The following is an 18,603-nucleotide window of genomic DNA, read 5'->3' as shown; positions in this document are numbered from 1 at the left end:
CCCCCGATGAGTCATGTGTTGGACGACCTGGTCGACCTGTTGAGCCTCGAGTCCATCGAGGAGAACCTGTTCCGTGGACGCAGCCAGGACCTGGGCTTCCGCCAACTGTATGGCGGGCAAGTCCTGGGCCAATCGTTGTCGGCGGCCAGCCAGACGGTCGAGGACGCACGTCATGTGCACTCGTTGCACGGTTACTTCCTGCGCCCTGGCGATGCCAGCCTGCCGGTGGTGTATTCGGTGGACCGCGTGCGCGATGGCGGCAGCTTCAGCACCCGGCGGGTGACGGCGATTCAGAAGGGCCAGCCCATCTTCACCTGCAGCGCCTCGTTCCAGTACGACGAGGAAGGCTTCGAGCACCAGGCACAGATGCCTGAGGTGGTCGGCCCGGAGAACCTGCCCAGTGAAGTCGAGCTGGCCCGTGCCATGGCCGACCAGTTGCCCGAGCGTATTCGCGACAAGGTGCTGTGCGCCAAGCCGATCGAGATCCGCCCGGTCACCGAGCGCGACCCGTTCAACCCCAAGCCTGGCGACCCGGTGAAGTACGCCTGGTTCCGCGCCGACGGCAACCTGCCCGATATCCCCGCCCTGCACAAATACGTGCTGGCCTACGCCTCGGACTTCGGCTTGCTGACCACTTCGTTGCTGCCCCATGGCAAATCGGTGTGGCAGCGTGACATGCAGATCGCCAGCCTCGACCATTCGCTGTGGTTCCACGGTAACCTGCGCGCCGACGAGTGGCTGCTGTACGCCACCGACAGCCCCTGGGCGGGTAATGCCCGTGGCTTCTGCCGCGGCAACATTTTCAACCAGGCCGGGCAACTGGTGGCGTCGTCGTGCCAGGAAGGCCTGATTCGCCACCGCAAGGACTGGGCATGAGCCTGGGCGAGGTACGCAACTGGGTGTTCGACATGGACGGCACCCTGACCATAGCTGTGCACGATTTTGCCGCCATCCGCGTGGCGCTGGATATCCCGGCCGAGCACGACATCCTCACCCACCTGGCGGCCCTGCCGGCGGACGAAGCGGCGGCCAAGCATGCCTGGCTGCTGGAGCACGAGCGCGACCTGGCAATTGCCTCCACGGCGGCCACCGGGGCGGTGGAACTGGTGCGCGAACTGGCCGAGCGTGGTTGTCGGCTGGGCATTCTGACCCGTAATGCCCGCGAGTTGGCGCATGTGACGCTGGAGGCCATCGGCCTGGCGGACTGTTTCCCGGTGGAGCATATTCTCGGGCGTGACGAAGCGGCGCCCAAGCCTAGCCCGGATGGGCTGCTGAAGATTGCCAATGCCTGGGGTGTGGCGCCGGGTGAACTGGTGATGGTGGGGGATTACCGGTTTGACCTGGACTGCGGGCGGGCCGCGGGGGCGCGCACGGTGCTGGTGAACCTGCCGGACAATCCGTGGCCGGAACTGGTGGACTGGCATGCGGCCGATTGCCGGGCACTGAAGGTGATGCTGGGCTGAGGTTTTGTGTCGCCTGTGCGGGCCTCTTCGCGGGTAAACCCGCTCCCACAGGGACCGCGCCGAGCTCAAGTGCAGCACTCAACCTGTGGGAGCGGGTTCACCCGCGAAGAGGCCGGACCTGTCTATGCTGAACCCCAATCTATTCCCTGAACGGAGACCCTACCCATGACCAGCAAGGCCATTTACGTAAAACCCGGCGGCGGCTACGACAAGGTCGAGGTCGGTAGCAGCGAGGCTCCTGCACCCCAGGCCGGCGAGATCACCGTGCGCCTGCACGCCAGCTCCCTCAATTATCACGATTTCGCCGTGGTCAGCGGCATGTGGGGCCCGAGCGAGCGGCGCATCCCCATGGCCGATGGCGCTGGCGAAGTGGTCGCGGTGGGGAGTGGCGTCACCGAATTCCAGGTTGGCGACAACGTGGTCAGTACCTTCTTCCCCGACTGGCTCGACGGTCAGGCCAATGTCGAAGGTTTTGCCAGGGTGCCCGGCGACGGTATCGATGGTTACGCCCGTGAACAGGTCACCGCTCACTCCACCGCATTCACCCTGGCGCCCAAAGGCTTCAGCCACGCTGAAGCTGCCACTCTGACCACAGCCGGCCTCACTGCCTGGCGCGCACTGATGAGCGACGATCATCTCAAGCCCGGCGATACGGTGCTGGTGCAGGGCACCGGCGGTGTGTCGATCTTCGCCCTGCAGTTTGCCAAGCTGGCCGGCGCGACAGTGATCGCCACCTCGTCCAGCGACGCCAAGCTGGAGCGCCTGAAGGCCCTGGGGGCCGACCACCTGATCAACTACAGGAGCACCCCGGCCTGGGGTGAGAAAGTGCGCGAGCTGACCGGCAACCGCGGCGTCGACCATGTGATCGAAGTGGGCGGCCCGGCGACGTTGGAGCAATCGATGATTGCCACGCGCATTGGTGGACATGTGTCGTTGATCGGCATCCTCACCGGCGTGGCCGGGCAGTTGCCGCTGGTGCAGGCGCTGGTGCGGCAGATTCGCCTGCAAGGTGTGCTGGTGGGCAGCCGCGCCCAGCAGCAGGCGATGGTGCGGGCTATCGATGCCAACGGCCTGCGGCCGGTGGTGGACAAGCATTTCGAGCTGGAGCAGATCGTCGAGGCGTTCCGTTATCAGGAGAGCAACCGGCACTTCGGCAAGATCTGCCTGACCTGGTAACGGCCTGGGCTGCTTTGCAGCCCAGGCACAATACACCCGAATGAAAAACAAAAGCTCCAGACGGCCCGGTGACGCGATCGGGCATGCCGTCGGTGACAGCTGGCGGCAATGGAAATGCCCTGTCGTGATCAAACAGTTTCGGGGCGTTCTCGTGTAATTACCCACAGCCCTGCAAGGCTTAAATGAAGCCCGACTTGCACTGACACGTTGCTCTGTGACGCGTGCCAAATATCAACAACAGAGCACGAGTAACGTGTCGACTTTTTGATTTCAAAGGAGATATTTTCGCCTACGCCTGCCCGCCCATCCTTGTGTCAGCAAAAAGAGAACAACATCAATGAACACCGTGGGATCTGATGGCAACCTTGCCCAAGGTTTCAAGCCACGTCATGTAACGATGCTGTCCATCGCCGGCATCATCGGCGCCGGACTTTTCGTCGGCTCTGGCCACGCCATCGCGGCAGCCGGGCCAGCTACAATAATTTCCTATTTCGTGGCCGGGGCCCTGGTGGTACTGGTCATGCGCATGCTCGGCGAAATGGCCGTGGCACACCCGGACACCGGATCGTTTTCCACCTACGCCGAGCAGGCCATCGGCCGCTGGGCTGGCTACACCATCGGCTGGCTGTACTGGTGGTTCTGGGTACTGGTGATCCCGATCGAGGCGTTGGCCGCCGGGCATGTGCTGAACGCATGGTTCCCGCAGGTAGACAGCTGGATATTCGCCCTGGCTTCGGTGCTGCTGCTGGCCGGTACCAACCTGTTCAGCGTGGCCAAGTACGGTGAGTTCGAGTTCTGGTTCGCCATCCTCAAGGTCACGGCCATTCTCGGTTTCATTGGCCTGGGTTTCGCCGCGCTGATGGGCTGGTTGCCCAACCGCGAGGTCAGCGGCCTGGGCAGCTTGATGGCCGAGCACGGCGGCTTTGCACCGAAGGGCTGGTCGGCTGTTGTCGGTGCGTTCATCACCGTGATGTTCAGTTTCATCGGCACCGAAGCGGTGACTATCGCCGCTTCCGAATCCAGCGACCCGTCGCGCAACATCGCCAAGGCCACTCGCTCGGTGATCTGGCGTATCAGTACCTTCTACATCCTGTCGATCTTCGTGATCATTTCGGTGGTGCCGTGGAACGACCCGCAGTTGGCGGTGGTGGGGTCCTACCAGCGTGCGCTGGAGATCATGAACATCCCCAACGCGGCCTTCATGGTCGACCTGGTGGTACTGGTGGCAGTGACCAGCTGCATGAACTCGTCGATCTACATCGCCTCGCGGATGATGTACTCGCTGGCCAAGCGCGGTGACGCGCCGGCCATGCTCAACAAGACCTCCAAGGTCGGTGTACCGCGTGCCGCGGTGTTCGGCAGCACGCTGATCGGCGCGGCCATTGCCATCCTCAATTACTTCGCGCCGAAGGGCGTGTTCGAGTTCCTGCTGGCCAGCTCCGGTGCCATTGCCTTGCTGGTATACATGGTCATCGCCATTTCGCAACTGCGCATGCGCCGTCGCCTGGAGCGGGAGAACACCGAGCTGAAGTTCCGCATGTGGCTGTTCCCGTACCTGACCTGGGCGGTGATCCTGTTCATTGCCGGGGCACTGGCGGTAATGATGTACACGCCTGAACACCGGGCGGAAGTGAGCTCGACATTGGGCCTGGCGATCGTGATTTCTTTCCTGGGGATCGTGACCACGCGTGGCCATGCGCAACCTGTGGCGGTGCGTTCGATGGGGTGATTGAGTTCACCTGGCGGTAAGGCAAAGGGCACCAGTGGATGGGTGCCCTTTGTTTTTTCAGCCTTTCATCATCTTGATGTATCTGATTGTCGCTGGCGCTTTCTCGAAGCACCGGTGAATCAGGATAAGCCACGAGCTGGCCTGGCAGTCGACGAGCAGATCGAGCTGGTTTATCCGGGGAGCTGAGCACGATGAAGGCCACGCGTTTGTGTAGCGACCAAGGAAAACCACCTGTCCCGATACTGATGCGATGAATTGAAACATTACGTTGCAAGAGGTAATAGGTATCATTAAGATTAAATTTCATGACGCAGGGAGCGCATCGTCTATATAAAAACAAGGTCAAAAAATAATGCTGAAAATGCTCCTCGTGTATGTTCACCTGCTCGCCACCTGCATTGCCTTGGGCAGGGTATTGCTTGCCGATCACAAGCTCTGGAGTTGGCGCAAGGAAGCGCTGGATCAGGCAAAGCATGAGTACCTGGAAGAAACCCGTAAAATCGCCACCCTCGCGTTACTGGCCCTTTGGGTCAGTGGTCTGCTGTTGATACTTCAGGGTTATCTCCTGGAGGGCACAGCGTACTTGCTCAACCAGAAGCTCTGGGCCAAGGTTGCGGTTGTCGCGCTGCTGACGCTGAACGGTGGTCTGTTACATCGCGTCGGCTTCCCGTTGTTGCAAAAAGCCCCTTTCGTCTTGTTACCGGGTTCCGACCGCGGACGCCTTGCACTCTTGGGCGCGTTCTCTATGAGTGGTTGGCTGTTCGCCGCTTTCCTGGGGGTAGCTAGAGCCTGGAATCATGTCATGCCATGCATGCATGTGATGGCGGTGTTCACGGCATTCGCTTTGCTGGCTTGTATCGTCGCGCTTGTGGTCGCCAGCACGGCAGGCACGATAGAGACTACGGCTTCATAGTGGGGCTGGAACAACTCGAGCGTAGATGGCATGTCCCCGAGTTCGGGGGGAGTTTCCCCTCTAATGGGCGCGATACCCCAGCAGTATGCGCGCCTTCATTAACTGAACACTTCAAGCGCTGAACAATGAAAACGCCTGCTATCTGGCCAGGCTGGAGGACGCGCTACACCGATCAGCCTTTGGCGTCATTGGCTGGTTTGGCTTTGCTTTCAGCTACAGCGGCTTCTGCCTTTTGTTTCTGTGCAAGCTGGAACGCCTGCATCGAGGCTTTCCGGGCTGACTCCATGCGCGCGAAGGTCCGATCGCCACCGCCGGAAGCCATCGCCAAAGAAGAAGCGGTCAGGGCGGCGGCAACGAAGAGAACTTTCATGGTTTTCATTTGGGTATCCTCAAGTAAAACTTTGTGACCTGCTCAGCATTACACCCGGCACGCTTTGACTAGAGCGTGCTGTTGTTGGTTGTAACTGGATTTCAGTGATTACTATCTATTAATTTGCAGAATTACAATTTCAAGATAATAGTGGTTGTTGCGAATAAACTTTTAATCATTCGGTCATGTCCATTTTCAGGTAATAAGAACATCAGCTGCACTGAGTGCGGTGAGGTTTGAATTACGCTTCTGCGGGGCTTTAGCGTTGTGTGGATCAGGCAACACCAGTAGGGGCGGCGGGGCTTCCACCCCATTCGAGGAAACGGATTTTATGAATTTCGCCGTTGTTGTCTTCATACACTACGGTCACCGGTACCACGCCGGTCTTGTCGGATGTATCGGTGCGCTGCAATACCCGTTTCACATCGATGTTCATACCGTAGTGGTATTCGACGGCAGAGACATGCGCGCCGGGTTCTTGCAGGCTGTTATGGTCAAAGACACTTGGTGCGAGACTGGAAATCACGGCACTTACAATTGTGGCCATGCTCATAAGGCTGTACCTCTACTGAAGTTCGCTTGACAAGGACCTAATCTGACACGCCGAAAAAGTGAAGTTCACTTCACCACGACGAACGCGCCTGGCTGAAACTCCTGTAGTGGCAAAAAACTCCCTGCAATTCCCCGTGCCTGACACATTTCGACCATTCGTCCTTTGACCCCCGTATCTGTTGGGCGAAGTCCGTTTCTGGGGTGGGCCCAGCACGGAAAGGTAATGGTGTATTCAGCGCATCATGCCGTTTGCCCAGGGTGCAGAGGTTTGCGCGTGTTGCAGGTGCTTGTGCTGGCCTTGTCTCCGGCAAGCCGGGCTTTTATGACACAGCAAATAGCTCGTTGATTGGTCAGCCTGTGGGAGCGGGTTTACCCGCGAACACCGGCGCAGCCGGTGCCATGCGCCGCGTTGGATTCTTCGCGGGTAGACCCGCTCCCACAGATACAGCACTTGGCATGAAGTGAATCAGTACAGTGGTTGCGGGGCCGCTGGCTCATGTGATTGCGCCAGCGCTGATTCGACGGCGTGCACGGAAGGGGTGAAATCTGATTCTTGGGGCTCGCAAATCTCAAAACCCAGGCACAAAAAAGACGCCCGAGGGCGTCTTCTTCTTTGGAATTTGGTGGGCCGGGGGAATCTGAAATGAATTTTTATCTTATTTAAAAACAAAATAAAAATTCGGTTTGTTTTTTCTATGGAATACCTTTTGGAATACCGCGTCACGGAATTTGAATTCGGGATTCCGGAGCATTGAGGGGCGCACGAGAGCTCGCGTTTAGACTTCAGGATCGCAATTTGCTCAGATCGACCTCGGACTCAGCATCGCATGATTCGGGACGGCGGCATCGATGGGCTATTGGATTACTCGCATCCACTGTTCTGTGAGCGCAACTGCCTTTACTTTCTCACCGTGGGCAGCCTCCGGCAGCTTCAGGACAGACGGGGGATTGGGATGATCCAGCCGCGTGATCCAATCGCATGGGGATGTGCATTTCGCCATGCGCTGGCGTCACAACGCCGCGCGAGTAGCTGGAGTGGAATACTGGTGTTACCTCTGTGCAAAAAACGCGTTTTGATGGGACGCGAGCTTTACCCATGCTGGCTGGATAGATATTGTGACGTCGTTCGCACACAGTTAGGTCAAAGAGCCATCAGGGACGTAATCTAGGGTTCTAGCGTGGACTTTTACGCCGTCCCAATAATCTCCTCGCTAACCAGATATGCGAGCTCAAGGCAGTTCAACGGGACGGATACATGGACAAGAATTCACTGACTGAGCGCGACATCTGCAGCAAATACATCACGCCGGCCATCACCGCAGCGGGCTGGGATTTGCACAAGCAGGTCCGTGAGGAAGTCAGCTTTACCAAGGGCCGCATCATCGTCCGTGGCAAGCTGCACAGCCGGGGCGAATCGCGCCGCGCAGACTACATCCTGTATCACCAGGCCAACCTGCCGCTGGCGGTTATCGAGGCCAAGGACAACAAGCACGCTCTCGGCGCCGGTATGCAGCAGGCGCTCGGTTATGCCGAGGCGCTGGATGTGCCGTTCGTATTCTCCAGCAACGGCGACGGCTTCCTCTTCCATGATCGCAGTGGCACCGGAGCGCAAAAGGAAACCGAGCTTAGCCTGGAGCAGTTCCCCACCCCCGATGAGCTCTGGCAGCGCTACTGCCAGTGGAAGGGCCTGAGTGGCGAAAGCCAGCAGAAAGCCGAAGCCCCGTATTACGACGACGGCTCCGGGCGCATGCCACGCTACTACCAGATGAACGCCATCAACCGCACCGTCGAGGCCGTGGCGCGCGGGCAGGATCGCATCCTGCTGGTCATGGCCACCGGCACCGGCAAGACCTACACGGCGTTCCAGATCATCTGGCGCTTGTGGAAGTCCGGGCAGAAGAAACGCATCCTCTTCCTCGCCGACCGCAACATCCTCGTCGACCAGACCAAGAACAACGACTTCAAGCCCTTCGGCCAGGCGATGACCAAGATTGCCAAACGGCAGATCGAAAAGTCCTACGAAATCTACCTGTCGCTGTATCAGGCCGTGACCGGCAACGAAGAAGAGAAGAATGTCTACAAGCAGTTTTCCCCCGACTTCTTCGACCTCGTGGTGATCGACGAATGCCACCGAGGCAGCGCCTCCGAAGACTCGGCCTGGCGCGAGATTCTCGACTACTTCTCCGGTGCCACCCACATCGGCCTGACCGCTACGCCGAAGGAGACCAAAGAGGTTTCCAGCATCACCTACTTCGGTGAGCCGGTGTACAGCTACACCCTCAAGCAAGGCATTGAGGATGGCTTCCTCGCCCCTTACAAAGTGGTGCGCATCGACTTCGACAGAGACCTGCAAGGCTGGCGCCCGCCCAAGGGCACGCGCGACAAGAACGGTGAGCTGATCGAAGACCGCGTCTATGACCTCAAGGACATGGACCGCGACCTGGTGATCGAAGCTCGCACCCAGTTGGTCGCCCGCAAGGTCACCGAATACCTGACCGCCACCGACCCCTTCCAGAAAACCATCATCTTTTGCGACGACATTGACCACGCCGAGCGCATGCGTCAGGCCCTGGTAAACCTCAACCCCAAGCGCGTTGAGGAAAACCGCAAATACGTGATGCGCATTACCGGCGACGACAAGGAAGGCAAGGCCGAGCTGGACAACTTCATCAACCCCGAGTCGCGCTACCCGGTAATCGCCACCACCAGCAAACTCATGACCACCGGCGTTGATGCCCAGACCTGCAAACTGGTGGTGCTCGACCAGCACATCAAATCCATGACCGAGTTCAAGCAGATCATTGGTCGTGGCACCCGTATCAACGAGGATTACGGCAAGTACTGGTTCACCATCATGGACTTCAAGAAAGCCACCGAACTGTTTGCCGACCCTGCCTTCGACGGTGAGCCGGTGGTGATCTACAACCCCGAGGGCGATTGCTCACCGGTGCCGCCGGAGGAAACCGAGGGCGAAGAGGGTGAGGTGATCGACGGTGGCGCTGGGGCAACCGAAGGTGACGAAACCACCGTCGGCGCTGACGACGATGGCGACAAGAAACGCGTCAAATACGTGATCAACAACGTCGCCGTGCACGTCATTGCCGAGCGCGTGCAGTACTACGGCCCGGACGGCAAGCTGATCACCGAGTCGCTACGCGACTACACCCGCACCTGCGTTAAGAAACAGTTTTCCTCGCTGGATGACTTCCTGCGCCGCTGGAGCGATGCCGAACAGAAAAAGGTCATCATCGATGAGCTAGCCGCTCAAGGTGTGATGTGGGAAGCTCTGGACGACGAAGTCTCAGCCAAGCGCGGCCAGCCGCTCGATCCGTTCGACCTGATCTGCCATATCGCCTTCGACCAGCTGCCGCTCACCCGCAAGGAGCGCGCAGAGCAGGTGAAAAAGCGCAACTACTTCGCCAAATACTCCGGCGCTGCCCGCCAGGTACTGGAAGCCCTGCTCGACAAGTACGCCGACACCGGCGTCGAGCACATCGAAGACATCAAGATTCTTCAGCTGGCGCCATTCAGCCAGATCGGTGCGCCGATTGAGCTGGTCAAGGCCTTTGGCGGCAAACCGGGCTATCAGCAGGCCATTCAGGAGCTTGAGCGACAGCTCTACGGATAACCGATGCCCAAACTTAATTCATTTGAAATCGCAGCTGCGCTCATCCGCAAGGGCTTTGTTCTGACCGTCAAAAATCAACATGCTAACGGGTATGAGCATGCTGATTTTAACGGTCGTGTATTCGTCAAGATGAGCAAAACGGGTGCTCCTGTTGCCAAGCAGCCGTTCCTCATTCATCCAGAACATGCCACCGCAGGTGAGTGGGACGCCATCAAGGTTCTTTCCCCTTCGTTGCCAAATACCCAGTATCGAAACACCAACATGACGGGTTATCCCGCTATAGCTGGCTCTGACAGTAAATTGGCAAGTGCATTGGATATCGCTACAGAGGCCGATCTTCATCAACTGCTTGATCTACTCGGTTATAATTCCTCTGTTTCTGCCCTCCAGTCCGGGGCTGCTAAATCTTCGGTCTCAACAGAGGAACTTCTAAACGAACCCAACCTCACCGACACCGAACGCGACGCCCTGATCAAGGCGCGCATCGGCCAGAGCGGTTACCGCGACGACCTGCTGGCCTACTGGGGCGGTTGTGCGGTTACCAACTGCTGCGTACCGGAACTGTTGCGGGCTTCGTATATCAAACCCTGGCGTGCTGCCAGCCCGGCCGAGCGGCTTGATCCGTTCAACGGCTTGTTGCTCACCCCCAATCTCGATCTGGCCTTCGACCTTGGCCTGATCAGTTTTGACGATCACGGGCAGATTCTCCTCGGTGAGGATCTCGACCCCGACAGCACTCGTGCGCTCAACATTACCCCCTCTCTGCGCCTGCGCCAGATCGAGCCGCAGCATCGCGGCTATTTGGCCTGGCACCGTGAGCACCTTTTCAGGAAGTAAGCATGTCCATCAGCAGCACCATCAAATCCATCCAGGACATCATGCGCAAGGACGTCGGCGTCGACGGCGATGCGCAGCGTATTGGCCAGCTTGTGTGGATCTTGTTCCTGAAAATCTTCGACGACCGCGAGCAGGAGTGGGAGCTGCTCGATGACAACTACCGTTCGCCGATTCCGGAGAGCTGCCGCTGGCGCACTTGGGCGGCCAACCCGGAGGGCATCACCGGTGATGCTCTGAAGGACTTCATCGACAACAACCTGTTCCCGCAGTTGCAGAACCTCCACGAATACAGCACCACGCCGGCCACCTATGTGGTGCGTGGCGTGTTCGAGGATGCCTACAACTACATGAAGTCCGGCCAGTTGATCCGCCAGGTGATCAACAAGATTCAGGAAGGGGTGGACTTTAACAAGGCGCAGGAGCGCCACGCCTTTGGCGACATGTACGAGCAACTGCTGCGCGACCTGCAGAACGCCGGCAATGCCGGTGAGTTCTACACCCCGCGCCCGGTCACCGAATTCATGGTGCGCATGGTCGACCCCAAGCTGGACGAAAAGGTCATGGACCCGGCCTGCGGCACTGGCGGCTTCCTCACCTGCAGCATCGAGCACAAGCGCAAGCGCTATGTGCAAACCGCCGAGGACGAGCGCGCCCTGCAGGCGAGCATCTTCGGCGTGGAGAAAAAGCCGCTGCCGCACCTGCTGGCCACCACCAACATGATCCTGCACGGCATCGAAGTGCCCAACCAGATCAAGCACGACAACACCCTGGGGCGCCCGCTTATCAGCTGGGGGCCAGCTGAGCGGGTCGATTGCATAGTCGCCAACCCGCCGTTCGGTGGCATGGAAGAAGATGGCATCGAAACCAACTTCCCCAGCGCCTTCCGCACCCGCGAAACCGCCGACCTGTTCCTGGTGCTGATCATGCACCTGCTCAAGGACGGCGGCCGCGCCGCCGTGGTGCTGCCCGACGGCTTCCTCTTTGGTGAAGGCATCAAGAGTCGCATCAAGGAAAAGCTGCTAACCGAGTGCAACCTGCACACCATCGTTCGCCTACCCAACGGTGTGTTCAACCCCTACACCGGCATCAAGACTAACCTGCTGTTCTTCACCAAGGGCACGCCCACCAAGGATGTATGGTTCTACGAGCACCAGTACCCGGCCGGTTACAAAAGCTACTCTAAGACCAAGCCCATGCGCGTCGAGGAATTCGCCGTCGAGGAGGCCTGGTGGGGCAGCGAGGCCGATGGCTTTGCCGCGCGGCAGGAGAACGAGTTCGCCTGGAAGGTCAGCTTCGACGAGCTGCAAAACCGCAATTGGAACCTCGATTGTAAGAACCCGCATGTGGGCGAGCAGATCAGCCACGACCCGGACGAACTGCTGCGTGACTACGCCGCGTTGCAAGGCGAGATTGGCGAACTGCGCGACCAGCTCAAGGCCGTGCTGGCCGAGGCCTTTGCCGCGCAAGTGGCGGAGCGTGACGCATGAGTGCAGTGCTGACCTACAACCTGCCGCTGCTGGCAGGGGCGCCCAATGGCATCAAAAAGCTGCGTGAGCTGATTCTGGAGCTGGCGGTGCGCGGCAAGCTGGTGCCGCAAGATGCGAATGATGAGCCGGCCAGTGAGTTGCTTAAACGGATTGCCGTAGAGAAAGAGAAGCTTTCAACGAAGGTTAAAAAACCGAGTGCAATCTCGGTTTGCGCGGGAGCTTTTGAGTTGCCTGAGTCTTGGCGCTGGGCCAGCTTTGGCGACATCGCACAACACAACTCAGGAAAGACTCTCGACAAGGGTAGAAACTCAGGCGTTCCGAGAGACTACATCACAACTTCAAATCTTTATTGGGGAAGATTTGAGCTGTCTGGCGTTCGGCAGATGCTCATCGAAGAGAAAGATCTCGCTCGATGTACGGCCATTATGAGTGACCTGCTGATTTGTGAAGGCGGTGAGGCAGGTAGAGCGGCTGTTTGGGATCAAGAGCGAGAAATATGTTTCCAAAACCATGTGCATCGCGCTCGGTTTTTTTGTGGGATCAATCCGCACTATGCCCAAAGGTGTTTTGAGCGACTGAATTACTCTGGTGAAATTGCGGAGTATCGAAAAGGTGTTGGCATCTCAAATATGTCAAGCAAGTCGCTTGCATCTATTCCAGTACCTCTTCCGCCACTCGCCGAACAACACCGCATCGTCGCCAAAGTCGATGAGCTGATGGCCCTGTGCGACCGGCTGGAAGCCCGGCAGACCGATTCCGACAGCGCCCATGCCCAACTTGTGCACGCGCTGCTGGGCAGCCTGACTCAGGCCTGCGATGCCGAGGACTTTGCGCAAAGCTGGCAGCGCCTGGCCGAGCACTTCCACGCCCTGCTCACCACCGAATCCAGCATCGACGCCCTCAAGCAAACCTTGCTGCAACTGGCGGTGATGGGAAAATTGGTGCCGCAAGATCCTAGCGATGAACCGGCTAGTGAGCTGCTGGTGAAGCGTTCAAACGAGACTAATGCTGGAGGAGTAACTAAAAATAAGAAGTCATTTCCAGCAAGTGCAGAAGGGGAAAGCCTATTTGCGACGCCAAAGTCTTGGGCATGGTGTCGCGTAGGCGATCTGATTTCTGTAAAGCACGGCTATGCTTTTTCTAGTGAATATTTCGCTGAGTCAAAAGCTCCCTATATTTTGACTACACCCGGTAATTTTTTCGAGTTCGGCGGATTCAAGAATCGAGGCGATCGCACAAAGTATTTTGACGGACCGGTTGCTCAGGATTTCATCCTTGAACCGGGCGACCTTATTGTAGCTATGACAGAACAGGCATCGGGGCTTCTGGGGAGTGTTGCTGCCATTCCTAGTGATGGCAATATTTATTTGCACAATCAGCGGTTAGGTAAGCTTATTTTTGACTTTGAAATTCTTTGCCCTAGTTTTGTTTCTCTTTACTTCAACAGCACCTTCCTCAGGTCAGGCGTTGCTGAAAGCTCGACTGGCATGAAGGTAAAGCATACGTCTCCGGCCAAGATTGAAGCGATAAGTTTTCCTCTACCGCCACTCGCCGAACAACACCGCATAGTCTCCAAACTCGATCAACTGATGGCCCTCTGCGACCAACTCAAAGCTCGCCTTAATCAGGCCCGCCAGGTGCACGAGCATCTGGCCAGTGCGCTGGTTGAGCAGGCCGTGGCATAAGCAACAGGAGCGCACGGATGCCCATTCGCACTCAGATCTGGACCGTCGGCGCACAGCCCGCGCCGCTGAAAAATGCCGTGCTGGCCAGCGAGCAGTTCCTCGAAGACATGATCGTCAGCGCCCCGGCGCTGCTCTCCGAGGACTGGCTGCTGATTGGCCGCCAGGAAAGCACCGGCCAGGGCGGGCGTATCGACCTGCTGGCGCTGGCGCCAGATGCTTCGCTGGTGCTGATCGAGCTCAAGCGCGAGCGCACCCCGCGTGAGGTGGTGGCGCAGGTGCTGGACTATGCGGTGTGGGTGGAGCGTTTGCAGGCCAACGAGATCGAAGCCATTTACCAGCGTTTCAAACCCGGCGCCGACCTGGCGGCGGACTTTCAGGCGCGCTTCGGCGCGCCGTTGGAGGCTGAGGCGCTGAACCAGAGCCATCAGATTGTCATCGTTGCCGCGGAGCTGGATGCCAGCAGCGAGCGCATCGTCGGCTACCTGAGCGAGCGCGATATCGCTATCAACGTGCTGTGTTTTCAGGTGTTCCGACTGGGTGAGCAGCAACTGATCAGCCGTGCCTGGCTGCTCGACCCCAGCGAAGCGCCGCAGGCCAGCAGCGTCAGCAAGCCCGGCATGCCGGCCGAACCCTGGAATGGCGAGTTCTACGCCTCGTTCGGCCATAGCAGCACGCGCGACTGGGCCGAGGCTCGGCGTTACGGTTTTGTCTGCGGCGGCGGCGGCAGTTGGTACAGCAACAGCCTGAAACTGGTCGGCCCCGGCGACCGCCTCTGGGTCAACGTGCCCGGCGCGGGCTATGTCGGCGTCGCCCGCGTAACCGGCCACGCCACGGCGGCCAAGGACTTCTGCCTCAGCGAGGGCGGCGTCGAGCGCCCGGCGCTGGAGCTGCTGCAAGCCGACTACCACCGCGCCTATGTCGATGACCCGCAGCGCTGCGAATACTTCGTGCCCGTCGAGTGGCTGTACAGCCTGCGGCTCAATGAGGCCGTGCGGGAGGTCGGCCTGTTCGGCAACCAGAACACCATCTGCCGGCCGACCACGCCGAAATGGCGCTGGACGGTGGAGCGGCTCAAGGAGCGCTTCGCCCAGTAGCGCGGGGCCCTGCCAGGCATTTTTCTTAACCTTTGTCTCACTGGATACACCACCATGCTGGATCTGCTGCAACACCTGATCCTCGAAAACGGTCGTTTTATGAGCCCGCATGTCAGCGTGCCGCTTTTCGGAATCTTGAATGTTCCTCGCATTCTGCCCCTGATGATGGGCGTCCAGCAGGTTCGTAAGGTGGCTGATGCATTCAGTTATCATTTGTAGAGAACTGGCTAAGGGAAGCCTTGCCCACGACCTTTCCTCCAAAATGTTCGGTCATGGTATTGCTGAATATTTCAGTCACAATTTGAGTGTTATATGTTTCGGAGTGCTCAAAGAGGGCTGCATCATGCATAGGGACCTTTAAGCTGAGGTTTGTCTCTGTGCGAAGTTGAAGTAACGCTTTTTTGAATATGAGTGAAGCCGTACCTTGGACCATTTGGCTTATAGCCGACCTCTTTTCCTTTTCGCTCAAGGGGCCCGTGCGAATGCGCTGAAGGTGGTTTCCTAGAGCAGTGCCGACTCGTTGATTACTTTCGAAGTGTAAGTGTATTGACGCTTTCCATTCTTCGAAAGTTTTGAATTGGGTGAAAAAATCTTTTGTGGCGCGTCGATCAGCACCGTACCCAAAGGCAGCATCGATCAAATGTTTATTTTTCATCCCGTAGGCATAGGATAGGAAAAGGCGCTTGGCTTCCTTTCGTTTGTTTTTGTCTTGGAATATACAGTCAGCCACTTTTTCATAAAGGTCGCCATCAGCATATAGTTGTGTAAGTAAAGGGTCTCCTGATAGTGCTGCCATTATGCCTGCTTCATATTGATCGTAATCTACATAAGAGAATTTTCTGCCTGCATCTGGCGTAAGGATGTCCCTGTGTTTCTTTGCTAAATTCTGAAGTGATGGGTCTTTGAAGTATATTCGGGATGTTATAGAGCCGAAGCAATCAACTATAGGAAAAATTCTTTTTTGACTTAGAGGGATGGCGGCTAGGACTTTCCTGGATTTTGATATTTTTCGTAAGTAGAGTAGGTCCTCTGCATAGTTGTCGCGCATTGGTACAAAATTAAGTACGTAATCGACATTCACGCCGGAGAAGTCATAGCCTAATGGTTCTAGTCGGGAAATTATGTCCCCGTCTGATGGGAGCTCAAGAGGAACATCGTAGTCAGATGAGAATTTTTTTAAAGCCATGTAGTAATCAAATTCTATTTTTTCTTTGTGTTCTCTTAGTTTGTCGGTGTTGATTGCAATGCCGGTGGCAGCAGCGCAAATGAGATAGTTCGCTACCGGACGTTCTATTTGTACAAAACGGTCCCACTCGTTTTCCTTCTTTGCATCGGCTTCTATTTTTTCAGAGCAGCTAAGTAATCCCTCTCCAATAATTGATAGCAACGCCTCGTCGAGAGGTGCTTTTCTATTGAATATGGCTAGGTAGCGTAGGATTGCCTCGCTATCAACAAAGTCGCCTAATGATTTAGAAATGTCTATTTTTTCTCTAGTCTCGCGATCTCGTCTTCTGCCCGATGAAGAAATTCTTAACTCCTCAAGGTCTGTGACTGTTGTAGGTAGTTTTTGTGTTGCTTTAAAGATTCCGGGTGCAATGAGCCAATAGTCATGGCAAATGATTTCCGCATCTTCTTGAACTAGCTGGTTTGCAGAAACATTGATGAGGGTATTTTCACACCAAAGGAAAAATTGATCATTTCCCTGGTCGGTATAATCACGGATAAATATGAGGGCTTTTTTTATTCTAGTCATATGGGCTGATTTCTTCGTAAAGTTCCAGGGGGCTTCTGGGCTCTCTCTCCGTGAGAGGTATGCCGTTGTTGAAATAAGGCTTGGCACGAGTAGCGGTTCTTTTGAGCTTCGTCGAAATCTCAGGTATCAGTGGTTTAAGCAGGTCCTTGTCAAAATCGCTGGTCGCAAGGAGGAAGTTTCGCTGATGATAGTAAGGCCATGTTGATTTGAAATTAGGGATTATTGGCACAAGTTTAGAGCTTTCGTCTACGCAGCGGAGGTAGATAAAGATTGCGGGTACTTCGGGTTGAAGAATGTCAGCTTGAATTCTATCCAAGGCAAGGTCTAACAATCGGTCATTCTTGAATCGTTGTTTTGCTAGGAGTAGCCATAGGTGGAAGTTTTGCCAAGAGTGAATAGACTTTTCAAAGTCGCTGAGATGTCCTGATATTTGTTCTAATTCTTGATCATTGAGGCCTAACGCACCGAGGATGCGACAGTACTGATCTGTGGAGGCTGCGTGGTCTTCAAGTGTTTCAATGAGCAATTGTTTCAGGTCAGTTGCTATGGCTGTATGTATGTCGAATAGGTTTGCTTCGGCCAACTGTATGAGCCTGTTGACGGCAAATCTAAATTGTCTTGATTGGGTTTGCTTCTGGTTAATGCAGTCCTTCAATAACTCATATATATACTTTGCAGAGCGAGCAATCACTCTTCTGCTTCTCGAACTCCACATGCTATCAATCGTGAGTGTGCGGTCGTCTGCTGTTGGGAAACTTTCGAAAATCTCTGCTTCTGAACTGCTGCCTGTTAAAATTATTGTTTTGCTGGAATTTATGTTCATTCCGATCGTTCGGAGCTGATTGATTAGCTCGGTTAGTGCTTTTTTGGCTGAGCGCGGTGTGGCGCAAATTATTCTAATGTCATCGACGTATCTGTAATAGTCGTGCCCCAGTTTAACCATGGCCTGATCAACAGAGTTGAGAACAATGTTGGCAATAAAAGAAGAGGCATCTCTGTTTTGAGGAAGACCATGCCGGTTGTTGTAACCCCAGCGGGCTAATAACTCGCAGAGCGTTTGTACTGCATTTCGTATGAGTGATTTTTCAGGTCCCGTTGCATGCGCTCGTTCAATTAGTCCATCGAAAGCCGTTCTTACAGAGTCGATTGAGATGTTTTCAAAATAATTAAGGAGGTCCGTAACTAAGAGGGCCTGGTTGTTGTGAAGCGCTGTCTTGGTTACTCCCTCAAAGGTTTTCCAGAGCTCGATTCGATTTTTAAATATATACCTTTCTGAGTTGCGATTTTTGTTGTATCGATGACCTAGAACTCTGTGCGAGAGCAAGGGGTCAAAGAATGGCATTAGGTATGAGCAAATTGCCTGATATATAAAGCGATCGTAAAAATCGGTTTCTAGAGAATATCTGATCCCTAATCCCTTTTTGGGAATGTCGTATGCCTTTCTTTCGCTGCCTAGATATCTGCCGTTGTCTTCGGAAAGTAGGTTTTTTAAGGTCTCATATAGTTCAGTTTTGCTCGCGAATAGATCTCTGTGCTGGATGACATCTACGAACCAGTCATCGCGCATGTCTTGGTTCAAATGCTGTAAGACGGCATCAGCTTTAATTGCGAATGCTAGCAGCTCTAACGAGTCGTTTTCATGGTCTTTGATTATGTTTTTCTCTTTACATTCCTCGAAAAGTTGTCGAAGTTTTGCTCGGACATTTCTGTTGTTGGAAAGTGTTTTACTGTCCTGTATCGCAGATATTAACAAGTCTATGTTGTTGGCTATGGTGCTCTCGTCAGATGTAGGGGCGGCGTGATCGTCCGTTTCAGGAAAAATTTCCTGCTGCATATTTTTATCCCTAAGCGCTTAATTTCATTGTTGTTAATCTGCTATTTTTAACGCTGCCTTACCTTCACTTTGGGGAGTTTCG

15 protein-coding genes are annotated in these 18,603 nt (G+C 55.8%); 11 read left to right on the top strand and 4 right to left on the bottom strand.

The features are described 5' to 3' along the window. Positions 1-6: 6 nt before the first annotated feature. From tesB to CAY82_RS00405, 5 genes are all read left to right on the top strand, one after another. Positions 7-876, top strand: a complete 870-nt coding sequence (gene tesB / locus CAY82_RS00430) for an acyl-CoA thioesterase II (protein ID WP_087499468.1) — start codon at positions 7-9, stop codon at positions 874-876. After that, a complete protein-coding gene (locus CAY82_RS00425; protein ID WP_087499467.1) occupies positions 873-1,463 on the top strand; it encodes an HAD family hydrolase in 591 nt (196 codons plus the stop codon). The genes tesB and CAY82_RS00425 overlap by 4 nt, the downstream gene beginning before the upstream one ends. A gap of 165 nt (positions 1,464-1,628) precedes the next feature. Next, the gene (locus CAY82_RS00420) at positions 1,629-2,639 is read left to right on the top strand and encodes an NAD(P)-dependent alcohol dehydrogenase (protein WP_087499466.1); all 1,011 of its coding nucleotides are present in this window, start codon (positions 1,629-1,631) and stop codon (positions 2,637-2,639) included. A gap of 337 nt (positions 2,640-2,976) precedes the next feature. Continuing rightward, positions 2,977-4,368: an amino acid permease gene (locus CAY82_RS00415; protein WP_087499465.1), complete on the top strand. Its 1,392-nt coding sequence runs from the start codon at positions 2,977-2,979 to the stop codon at positions 4,366-4,368. Positions 4,369-4,720: 352 nt separating this feature from the next. Next, complete coding sequence (locus CAY82_RS00405) at positions 4,721-5,281, top strand: hypothetical protein (protein ID WP_087499463.1); 561 nt, start codon at positions 4,721-4,723, stop codon at positions 5,279-5,281. 172 nt (positions 5,282-5,453) lie between these two features. On the opposite strand, the gene CAY82_RS00400 is transcribed toward CAY82_RS00405, so the two are convergent. Together CAY82_RS00400 and CAY82_RS00395 are read right to left on the bottom strand one after the other, a co-directional pair. Next, positions 5,454-5,660, bottom strand: coding sequence for a co-regulatory protein PtrA N-terminal domain-containing protein (locus tag CAY82_RS00400; protein WP_063911809.1), 207 nt, complete (start codon positions 5,658-5,660; stop codon positions 5,454-5,456). 265 nt (positions 5,661-5,925) lie between these two features. Then, entirely contained in the window at positions 5,926-6,204 is a 279-nt protein-coding gene (locus CAY82_RS00395; RefSeq protein WP_087499462.1) for a DUF2790 domain-containing protein, read from the bottom strand. 1,254 nt (positions 6,205-7,458) lie between these two features. On the opposite strand from CAY82_RS00395, the gene hsdR reads away from it, so the two are divergent. From hsdR to CAY82_RS26575, 6 genes are read left to right on the top strand one after another with little or no spacing between them, the layout of a single operon-like run. Further along, positions 7,459-9,831 (top strand): EcoAI/FtnUII family type I restriction enzme subunit R, encoded by a 2,373-nt coding sequence (hsdR, locus tag CAY82_RS00385; RefSeq protein WP_087499461.1) that lies wholly within the window; start codon positions 7,459-7,461, stop codon positions 9,829-9,831. Between the two features lie 3 nt (positions 9,832-9,834). Next, positions 9,835-10,668: an HNH endonuclease gene (locus tag CAY82_RS00380; RefSeq protein WP_087499460.1), complete on the top strand. Its 834-nt coding sequence runs from the start codon at positions 9,835-9,837 to the stop codon at positions 10,666-10,668. A gap of 2 nt (positions 10,669-10,670) precedes the next feature. After that, the gene (locus tag CAY82_RS00375) at positions 10,671-12,155 is read left to right on the top strand and encodes a class I SAM-dependent DNA methyltransferase (protein WP_087499459.1); all 1,485 of its coding nucleotides are present in this window, start codon (positions 10,671-10,673) and stop codon (positions 12,153-12,155) included. Continuing rightward, positions 12,152-13,840: a restriction endonuclease subunit S gene (locus tag CAY82_RS00370; RefSeq protein ID WP_087499458.1), complete on the top strand. Its 1,689-nt coding sequence runs from the start codon at positions 12,152-12,154 to the stop codon at positions 13,838-13,840. The genes CAY82_RS00375 and CAY82_RS00370 overlap by 4 nt, the downstream gene beginning before the upstream one ends. Before the next feature lie 17 nt (positions 13,841-13,857). Beyond that, on the top strand, positions 13,858-14,934 hold the full coding sequence (locus CAY82_RS00365) for an endonuclease NucS domain-containing protein (RefSeq protein WP_087499457.1): 1,077 nt from the start codon (positions 13,858-13,860) through the stop codon (positions 14,932-14,934). 54 nt (positions 14,935-14,988) lie between these two features. Then, complete coding sequence (locus CAY82_RS26575) at positions 14,989-15,153, top strand: hypothetical protein (protein ID WP_170931003.1); 165 nt, start codon at positions 14,989-14,991, stop codon at positions 15,151-15,153. On the opposite strand, the gene CAY82_RS00360 is transcribed toward CAY82_RS26575, so the two are convergent. Continuing rightward, on the bottom strand, positions 15,137-16,687 hold the full coding sequence (locus CAY82_RS00360) for a DNA polymerase (RefSeq protein ID WP_087499456.1): 1,551 nt from the start codon (positions 16,685-16,687) through the stop codon (positions 15,137-15,139). The two genes, CAY82_RS26575 and CAY82_RS00360, sit on opposite strands and share 17 nt — an antisense overlap. Next, positions 16,680-18,521: an RNA-directed DNA polymerase gene (locus tag CAY82_RS00355; RefSeq protein ID WP_087499455.1), complete on the bottom strand. Its 1,842-nt coding sequence runs from the start codon at positions 18,519-18,521 to the stop codon at positions 16,680-16,682. The genes CAY82_RS00360 and CAY82_RS00355 overlap by 8 nt, the downstream gene beginning before the upstream one ends. Positions 18,522-18,603: the final 82 nt, after the last annotated feature.

Origin of the sequence: Pseudomonas sp. SID14000, from assembly GCF_002165135.1 — a bacterium.
Taxonomy (GTDB): domain Bacteria; phylum Pseudomonadota; class Gammaproteobacteria; order Pseudomonadales; family Pseudomonadaceae; genus Aquipseudomonas.
The sequence above is the reverse complement of the archived record's forward strand: the minus strand, read 5'-3'. Positions and strand labels throughout refer to the sequence as shown.